This is a genomic window from Aeromonas caviae, assembly GCF_000819785.1.
Lineage (GTDB): Bacteria > Pseudomonadota > Gammaproteobacteria > Enterobacterales > Aeromonadaceae > Aeromonas > Aeromonas caviae.
On the sequence record NZ_CDBK01000029.1, the window covers coordinates 1 to 6466 of the forward strand.

At 62.3% G+C, this 6466-nt stretch carries 5 protein-coding genes and 3 tRNA genes; 4 read left to right on the forward strand and 4 right to left on the reverse strand.

What is annotated here, in order from left to right; translation table 11 throughout:
* The coding region (locus BN1120_RS03780; protein ID WP_042014826.1) for a L,D-transpeptidase family protein at positions 1-523 on the reverse strand (523 nt) is incomplete at its 3' end.
* 340 nt (positions 524-863) lie between these two features.
* Here BN1120_RS03780 and BN1120_RS03785 point away from each other — a divergent pair.
* A tRNA-Ser gene (locus tag BN1120_RS03785) sits at positions 864-953 on the forward strand.
* Between the two features lie 388 nt (positions 954-1341).
* Here BN1120_RS03785 and BN1120_RS03790 read toward each other — a convergent pair.
* A complete protein-coding gene (locus tag BN1120_RS03790; protein WP_010673541.1) occupies positions 1342-4779 on the reverse strand; it encodes a hybrid sensor histidine kinase/response regulator in 3438 nt (1145 codons plus the stop codon).
* A gap of 249 nt (positions 4780-5028) precedes the next feature.
* Here BN1120_RS03790 and BN1120_RS03795 point away from each other — a divergent pair.
* Both BN1120_RS03795 and BN1120_RS03800 read left to right on the forward strand, forming a co-directional pair.
* Positions 5029-5104: transfer RNA gene (locus BN1120_RS03795), tRNA-Gly, on the forward strand.
* A gap of 55 nt (positions 5105-5159) precedes the next feature.
* Positions 5160-5233: transfer RNA gene (locus BN1120_RS03800), tRNA-Cys, on the forward strand.
* A gap of 63 nt (positions 5234-5296) precedes the next feature.
* Here the strand turns inward: BN1120_RS03800 and BN1120_RS03805 are convergent.
* Complete coding sequence (locus BN1120_RS03805) at positions 5297-5584, reverse strand: hypothetical protein (protein WP_041213319.1); 288 nt, start codon at positions 5582-5584, stop codon at positions 5297-5299.
* A 214-nt stretch (positions 5585-5798) separates the two neighbouring features.
* Between BN1120_RS03805 and BN1120_RS03810 the strand changes: the two genes are divergently transcribed.
* Complete coding sequence (locus BN1120_RS03810) at positions 5799-5999, forward strand: YbfA family protein (RefSeq protein WP_010673543.1); 201 nt, start codon at positions 5799-5801, stop codon at positions 5997-5999.
* Positions 6000-6242: 243 nt separating this feature from the next.
* Here BN1120_RS03810 and BN1120_RS03815 read toward each other — a convergent pair.
* The coding region (locus BN1120_RS03815) for a response regulator (protein WP_042014829.1) at positions 6243-6466 on the reverse strand (224 nt) is incomplete at its 5' end.

Here is a 6466-nt window from a genome sequence, read left to right on the forward strand (position 1 = left end):
TGTCGGGGCCGGGGGGGACCACGGCGGGCAGATCGATCCCCTTCTGCTCCAGCCAGGACTTGCGGACCATGGGGCCGGGCACCCAGGTCGGGTTGGGATTTTTCGCGATGACGGTGGTGGTCATCTCCGGCGTCTCGCGGCCGATGTCACCGATCCCGATGGGCAGCACCATCACCTCCTGCTTGTCCTTGGGGAAGTAGTAGAGGCGAAGTTCAGGCAGGTTGATGACGATGCCTTCTCGCGGCACGTCGGGCAGCAGCATCTGGGTCGGCAGAGTGAGCCGGGTGCCCGGGGTGGGCAGATAGGGGTCTACGCCGGGATTGGCTTCGAGCAGTGCCAGAAAGCCTGTCCGGGTATGCTTGCCGACCAGTTCCAGATGATCGCCAGGCTGTACGATGTAATCTTCCAGGGCGCCGATGAGACGGCTGTCCTCTGGCGGCAGGGGATAGGTGTTGGACCAGACAGGTGCGGCCCAGAGGCTGGCGGCGGCCAGCAGCAGTGAGACGATACGAGTGTTGAGCATGGTTGTTCCTATCGGCTGGGGCGAGGGACGGGTTCCCTTCCAAAAAATGAGCAGAGATTGTCAACGAATCCCGCGGGGATTACCAGTCCGGCACCATGACTGCCGGGAGGGCGGTGGCGAGCGCGTCACAGGGTGTCCCTGGCCCATCAGGCTCGCCATATTCACCCGCCCGGAACCGGGCACAAAGTGGAGGCCGTGAGTGGGGAGGCGCTGCCGGGTGAAAGTCACTGGCGTTGGGAGGGGCGGGATCGCCGGATGGCGGTTTTATCGCCAGTCGTCTGATCTGCAACGAGATTTACATTGATTTCCCGGCTAGGGTTGGGTCAATATGAGTGCCCGTGGAGAGATGCCGGAGTGGCCGAACGGGATTGACTCGAAATCAATTGTGGCAGCAATGCCACCCAGGGTTCGAATCCCTGTCTCTCCGCCATTTATTCCCCTCAAGCCCGCGTCCGTCGCGGGTTTGTCATTTCTATCTCATCTCTGTCCATCCCCCGGCTCAGCCATCTCCCAATGTCTTTCCCGATTTGGGGCCTGTGGTCACGGGGTCGCGAAGTCTCACCCCATTCTCTCGAATGTCTATTCACCTGATTAGCCACTTGCCGGCCCAGACAGGTCTCCCGGGGTCATCACCAACATGGTGATGGGGAATGGGCCCGCACCTGCAGGGTCATCTGGCCGCCCCCGCGAGCTCAGCCATCGCGATCCTCCTGAGAGGTGCAGAAAGCCTGCGAGTCGATGTGTCCAGAGCTGGCCATTGGTGCTTGGTTTTCTATCCCGCAGCCATCATCAGAGCAACGTGGCTGCGGGTTGGAGACTCATGCCTTGCGGCTGGCGAGCTGGCGAAGGCGCTGGGTGCTCTGGTGCAGACTCTGGTGCTGCACCTCGTTCAGGGCGCAGTGCTTGAGCACGTACTCGGCACTGGCCACCACCGTCTTCCAGCGCGGTGCCTTGGGCAGGGTGTCGAGGTTCAAGTACTTGTCGAGGGTGCGGGTCTGGGGACTGGAGCGGTCCATGTAGACCCGCCACAGCTTGCTCTTCTCCGCCAGCACTATCTTGCCCTTGCCGGTGCTCTGCTGCCAGGTCTCCAGGGTGAGACGCATGGTGTCCACCAGGGCGCGGCGCAGAGGTTCGTCATCCTGCTGGCGAATGAGATCGTCGGCCAGCGAGCGGAACTCCCCGCCCAGCCGGCTCAGTTCCCCCAGCAACTGGCCATCCTCGATGATGGCCTGGCGAGAGAGGCTCTTGAGGGCGTTCTCCAGTGCAGCCATGCGATTGTCGTCCTGGCGCGGTTCGGTGCCAAGGGTCAGCGCATAGGCGTGCTGCCCCCCCAGATTGATGGGCAGGGCGCGGGCGTTGAGGGTGTCTCGCTGGCCCGCCACCAGGAAGTCCAGCTCCCGCTCCGGCTGCGCGGTCATGTCGGGCCACTGGCTTGCCAGCGGGGCGGCCAGCCACTCGTCCAGCATCTGCCCCTCCATGGCTTCCGGCTCCTGACCCAGCAGGCGCGCCAGGGCCCGGGAGGCAAACAGCACCCCTCCTTGCTCATCGAGGAAGACCATGGGGTCGGCCCCCTCGCCAAGCAGGGCGAGGAGCCGCTCCTGATCCTGGTGCAGTTGCTCCTGGAGCAGCAGACGGTGCTCTATCTCCTGTTTGAGCAGGCGGTTCTCCACCAGGGAGGCGCGCCCGGCGCTGGCCTCCAGCAGGGCTCTCACCCGGGCGAACAGCTCCTCCTTGCAGAAGGGTTTCACCAGATAGTCGTTGGCCCCGGCGTTGAAACCCTCTTCAATCTCCTTGGGCTGGTTGAGGGCGGTGAGCAGCAGCACCGGCAGCTTCTCCTTGGGGTGCTGCTGGCGCAGACGGCGGCAGACGTCGAAGCCCGAGAGGGTGGGCATCATCACATCAAGCAGGATGAGATCCACCGGCTCCTGAGCCAGCTTGGTCAGGGCGTCGTGGCCGTCGCTGCTGGGCAGGATGCGATAACCGCAGGGCTGCAGCAGGTGGCGCAGTATGTGCAAATTGATGGGCTCGTCATCCACCACCAGGATGACGGGGGCATCTTGCGGCGGGGGCGGCAGATCCTCGCTCTCCCAGTCCGGCAGGATGACGGGCTGCTGGCGCACCAGCTGGTGCTCTATCTGGCGGCTGTCGAGGGTCAGACTGCCCGCCTTGCCGCTGGCCAGCGGCAGGGTGAAGGCGAAGGTGGAGCCGACGCTCGGCTCGCTCTCCACGAACAGCTCCCCCCCCATCAGGTGCACCAGCTGGCGGGTGATGGAGAGACCGAGGCCCGCTCCCTGCTTGCTCACTTCCGGGCTCATCTGCACCAGGGGCTCGAAGATGTGCTCCAGATGGTCCCTGGCGATGCCGATGCCGGTGTCGGTCACCTTGATGCGCAGGAAGTTGCCTTCCACCAGGGCGCTCAGCACCACCTTGCCCTGGGGGGTGTACTTGATGGCGTTGCCCACCAGGTTGTAGAGCACCTGCTCGAGGCGCTGCTCGTCCGCCAGCACAGGGGGCAGCTCGGCGGGGCTCTTGTCCACCAGGGTGAGGGGCTTGGCCTGTACCAGGTGCTGGCAGAGATCCAGCACCAGCCGGATGACCCCCTTGGAGGAGACCGGCTGGGGGTGGATCTCCAGCTGGCCGTAGCGCATCTGGTGGTAGTCGAGCAAGTCGTCCACGAGGCGCGCCAGACCGTCGGCGCTCTTGATGATGAGGCCGAGCTGCTTCTGCTGCCCTTCGGTCAGGTCCTGCTGGCTGGCGAGCATGGACTCGGCCATCCCCTTGATGCCGTGGATGGGGGTGCGCAGCTCGTGGGAGGTGTTGGCCAGGAGTTCGTCTTTGAGCTTGTCCGCCTGTTGCAGGCTGAGGTTCTGCTTGTGGGTCAGCTTGACCTGCTGTTGCAGCTCCTGGGTCTGGCGTTCGATGAGCTCGATCTTGTCCTTCACCGAGCGCTGCATGTGGCGAAACGCCTGGGCCAGCCGGTCGATGTCGTCGTCGGTGCGGGGGATGGTGATGGGGTGATCCAGGGCGCCGTCCGCCACCTGTTCGGCGGCGGCGGTGAGGGATCGCAGGGGCGCCGTGATGGAGTGGGAGAGCCAGCGGGAGAAGAGGATCAGCAGCAGCAGTGAGCCAGCTCCCAGCAGGATCACCAGGGTCTCGAGCTGGCGGATGGGGGCATAGGCCTCGCTGGTGGAGATCTCGGCGATGAAGGCCCACTCGGTATCGAACACCTTCACCTGGGTATAGGCGGCCAGCACCTCGTCATCGTGGTAGGAGAGGAAGGGGCCGACCCCCTGCTCCCCGGAAAGGGCCTTGATGATGAGGGGGGTCTGCAGCGGCCGGAAGTCGGGGCTGAAGCTGTTCTCCACGCTGAATTCGGGGGCGAGCCAGGCGTTGGCGCGCATCCGCTTGTCCGGGCCGATGAGAATGGTCTCGCCGGTTGCGCCGAGCCCCTCCCGCTCCGCCATGATCTGGTTGAGCTTGTCCGGCAGCAGCTCGAAGATGACCACGCCGCGCACATAGTCGTACTGCATCACGGGAGCGGCGAGGTAGGCGACCACCTGGCCGGTCAGCTCGTTGCGGCCAAAATCGGTGAACTCGAAGATCTGCTGGGGCTTCTGGCCGCCATCGAGGCGGCGCTTGATCTTGGCGAAGGTGTTGCCAAGACCGCTGGACTGGTAGGGGCCCGAGAGCAGGTTGGTGGCGAAGTTGGCCTGCTTGGTGACCGAGTAGACCACGTCACCGTTGAGGTCGACCAGGAAGATGTCGCTGTAGTTGGATTTGCGCACCATGTCGGCGTAGCCGCGATGGAAGCGCTGGTGGACGCGGCCATACATCTCGTCCGCGAGGATGAGGGCGCTGATGGAGGGCTCTATCTCCACCTGACTGTCAGGCTGTTGCAGCTTGTCCCAGGAGCCCGGCACATAGCGGGCCTGGGCGCGGGCACGGGCCTCCTGCGGCGTGGTGCCGAGCTTCTCGAAGGCACCGGTGAAACCGTAGAAGCGACCGATACTGTTGCCGGCAAAGTCCTGCTGGGAGAAGTTGATGATCTGCTCCTTGAGGTTGCCGAAGTAGTCTTGCAGCTGGTTTTTCTTGATGTTGCGCACCGAGACCAGATGGTTGGAGGTCTGGGTGGTGAGATCCTTGCCGTGGCTATAGAGGAAAAACAGGGTGACGACCAGGAAGGGCACCAGGCCCAACATGAAAAAAGCCAGCATCAGCTGCGGTCTGAGCCCCCGAGGCCTGAAGTTCCATTTCATCGCATGATTTTCAATTGAGAATCCAGTTACTAAGCGCGATGAGTTTCTGACTAAAGGCTAACTATTTCAATGGCTTTATCTTAAATTCGCTCGTCGGGTCACAGGGAGCGGGGGGATTTTCGACCAAGGCGTCTAAAGGGTGAGCAAACAGCACGGGAAAGGGCTCAAAGTGAGAAAAAAGGGTTGTGCCCGGGCTCGGGGTACGTATAATGCGCCTCGTTGTCAGGCAACTGGCACGCAAGCAGTCATGCGGGAATAGCTCAGTTGGTAGAGCACGACCTTGCCAAGGTCGGGGTCGCGAGTTCGAGTCTCGTTTCCCGCTCCAATACTCCATGGCACCAACCATGGACATCACTCTCAAGGCAATGCCTTGTCAGCATGGCGCGTTAGCAAAGCGGTTATGCAGCGGATTGCAAATCCGTTTAGTCCGGTTCGACTCCGGAACGTGCCTCCATCTTCTCCCTGTTTTCCATATCCCTGACGTTGTCCATCCGCCATGGCGGCCCAGGATGATGCTTCATTGGATGTCAGTCAGCCGTGAACAACCCTCCCGTTGCCACGTCTTGTGCAGATGCTGATCCATCTCGGCCAATGCCTCGCCCCTGGATCCGGACCTCTCTTCGCCCCCCTGTTCTGCCAGTGCGGCCATCTCCTTTATCAGCAAACCGCATTGCCACAGGCTGGCGGTGGGGACCCCGTGATAGGGGATGTCGATGGCATCGTCACGATTGAGCCGCCACTCCTGCCACTGGCTCCAGGCGAGCACGCCCAATGCCCCCAGCAGCGCCGCATCTGCAAGTTTCATCCTGTGTTCCCCCGTTCTGGTCCAGTCCTCGTTAACTCTGGAACAGGGGCCGCGTTTTGCCACCTTTGTTGTTTTTTAGTTAAAGAATGTAACCCGGTTTCATTTTTAGGCTTTTAGCCCCATTTTTTATCAAAAAATGGCGCTGTCGGTGTAGTAATCCTACAATGATTGGCGTAATCTTTGTTCAGTGGTCTTACCAGTGAGGCGTTACATCATGTTTCATCCCTTCTCCCTGACTCAGATAATCCTTCGCCGCATCTTCGTCCTGATGGCGGGTCTGCTTGCCTTCCCGGTGATGCTGTTTCGCCGGGATCGCGCCCGTTTCTACAGCTACCTGCACCGCATCTGGAGCAAGACCAGCACCAAGCCGGTCTGGCTCAAGATGAGCGAGCGAGGGGAGCGGATCTTCTACTGATCCTCCCCGTGACGCCCGCTTCACCCGGCGCCAGACTGGCGTAACAGGCAGGGCGCACCTCCCGATATAAAAAAACCGACACCCTGGTGTCGGTTTTTTTATGGGGCTCGAACCGCCACCGGCCTTGTATCCATGGCTGGTCCACGTTGTCTCTTGTCCCTGTGGGCGACCCTTTATGCCGCAAATGCCAACGCATTCTCAGCCGCGCCCGTGTGACATGACGGGAGGAAAGGCTGGCGGTACTCAGGGCGCTGGCCCCAGGGTGGCCAGCGCCGCGCGCAGACGGGCGAGGCCGATGGGCTTGAACAGGCAGTCGTTCATGCCGGCGGCGAGGCAAAGCTCCCGCTCGCGAGGCTGGGCATGGGCGGTGAAGCCCCAGACGGGCAGGTCATGGCCAAGGGCTCGCAGGTTGCGGGTCAGCTCGAAGCCGTCCATCACCGGCATCTGGCAGTCGGTGATGACCAGAT

Bases quoted from the DNA above. Each gene is read 5' to 3' on its own strand.
- BN1120_RS03790 (WP_010673541.1), bottom strand. From the start codon at position 4,779: ATGAAATGGAACTTCAGGCCTCGGGGGCTCAGACCGCAGCTGATGCTG.
- BN1120_RS03805 (WP_041213319.1), bottom strand. From the start codon at position 5,584: ATGAAACTTGCAGATGCGGCGCTGCTGGGGGCATTGGGCGTGCTCGCC.
- BN1120_RS03810 (WP_010673543.1), top strand. From the start codon at position 5,799: ATGTTTCATCCCTTCTCCCTGACTCAGATAATCCTTCGCCGCATCTTC.